General features: G+C 59.3%; 1 protein-coding gene. It reads right to left on the reverse strand.

Features of this window, described 5'->3' with window-relative positions:
* Nucleotides 1-61: 61 nt before the first annotated feature.
* A complete protein-coding gene (locus AC1Q6J_RS23140; protein WP_492281480.1) occupies nt 62-1,459 on the reverse strand; it encodes an ISNCY family transposase in 1,398 nt (465 codons plus the stop codon).
* Nucleotides 1,460-1,547: the final 88 nt, after the last annotated feature.

The following is a 1,547-nucleotide window of genomic DNA, read 5'->3' on the forward strand; positions in this document are numbered from 1 at the left end:
TGTTGCAACAAAGTTGAGATGTCTCGATCTCAGCAAAGTTAAAATGTCACGGGGCGGCCTGTCAGGGGACGGAAGACGGCGCCGCAGAGACCATCGTATCGGAGCGGCGCCGTCCTCGGCGGGAGGATTTTTGGGCTGAGTTGGCGGCTTCGGTGAGGCGGAGGGCTCGGGCCTTCATTGGACCGGCCTTCTGATCCGAGCGCCGTGGTCCCGCCGGGATGCGGCTGAAACGCGGCTGTTGATCCTGCTGCTCCTTGATCCAGGCGAGAACCTCGCCGAGGCGCTTGTTCTCGACGATAGCGGCATGACTGACCCGCTGTAGCTTGTCGAACGCCGAGTACGGCAACGACTGGCCTTTCCAGCGAACCTCCAGCCGCCCGTCCGGGAAGTCATAGACCTCGACCATTTTGCCGCGCAGGCGAACGGCCAGACCTTGAGGCTTGAGCGTCAGCATCATCTGGTTGTAGTTCACCACCAGCTGATGAGAGACTTTGCGCTCCTCACGCCAGCACAGGACATCATCGAGATCCTGACGAGGATCGATCACACGATGAAGATCCTTGTCCCGCGCCGGCGCCTTGGCAAAGCGGGCGTTGTAATGAGCGATGAAGCCGGGCAGGAAAGCGTTGGCCGCATCGATCGTGTTGATGCGGGAGAGCCGCAGTTCCTTCACCAGACGATCCTGCAGCGTATGGTGCGCGCGCTCGACTCGGCCCTTCGCCTGGCTGGTATTGGCGCAGAGGATCTCGATGTTCAGTTCCGATAAAGCCCGCCCAAACTGCGTCATGCCGTTGCCACTGACCGCTTCCTTGTTCGACACCCGAAAGATCGAATGCTTGTCGGAGTAGAAGGCGACGGGTTTGCCGTGACGACCAAGATACGTCTTCAGCGCCTCGAAGTATGAAAAAGTGCTCTCCGAGGCGACAAAGCGCAGCTCCATCAGGCGACTGGTGGCATCGTCGACAAACACCAGCAACGTGCAGGGAGCTGCACGATCCTCGAACCAGCGGTGCTCCGAGCCGTCGATCTGAATCAGCTCACCAACATGCTCGCGGCGATAGCGAGGTTGCTGGATCCGCTTGCGTTCAGCCCGGGAGACCCATATCCCGGCCTGCCGCATCCAGTTGCGCAGCGTCTCTCGCGAGATCTTGAGATCATGACGCTCGACCAGCTTCTCGGCCGCCAGCGTCGGGCCGAAGTCAGGGTAGAGCTTGCGCACCAAAGCAATCGCATGATCGCAAACCTCATCCGACAGCCGGTTGTTCGAGGGGCGACCGCGGCGCTGGTTGGCAATCGCAGAAGCTCCACCGTCACGATATCTGCTCAACAACCGGTACGTCTGTCGCGGCGTTACGTTCATTAAACCAGCTGCAGCGACAACAGTCAGCCTGTCGCTGTCCAGCCGCGCCAGAATATCAAGACGGTTCAGTTCGCGCTTGCTCATCAACACCACGCTCATTGAAATGACAGCCTCCAAAGTCCCCAAAGGGACCAGAGACTGACATTTGAACTTTGCTCAGTGCTGACATTTTAGCTTTGCTGCTACA

This window comes from Afipia sp. MLSD5-FHT05B12, from assembly GCF_058793355.1.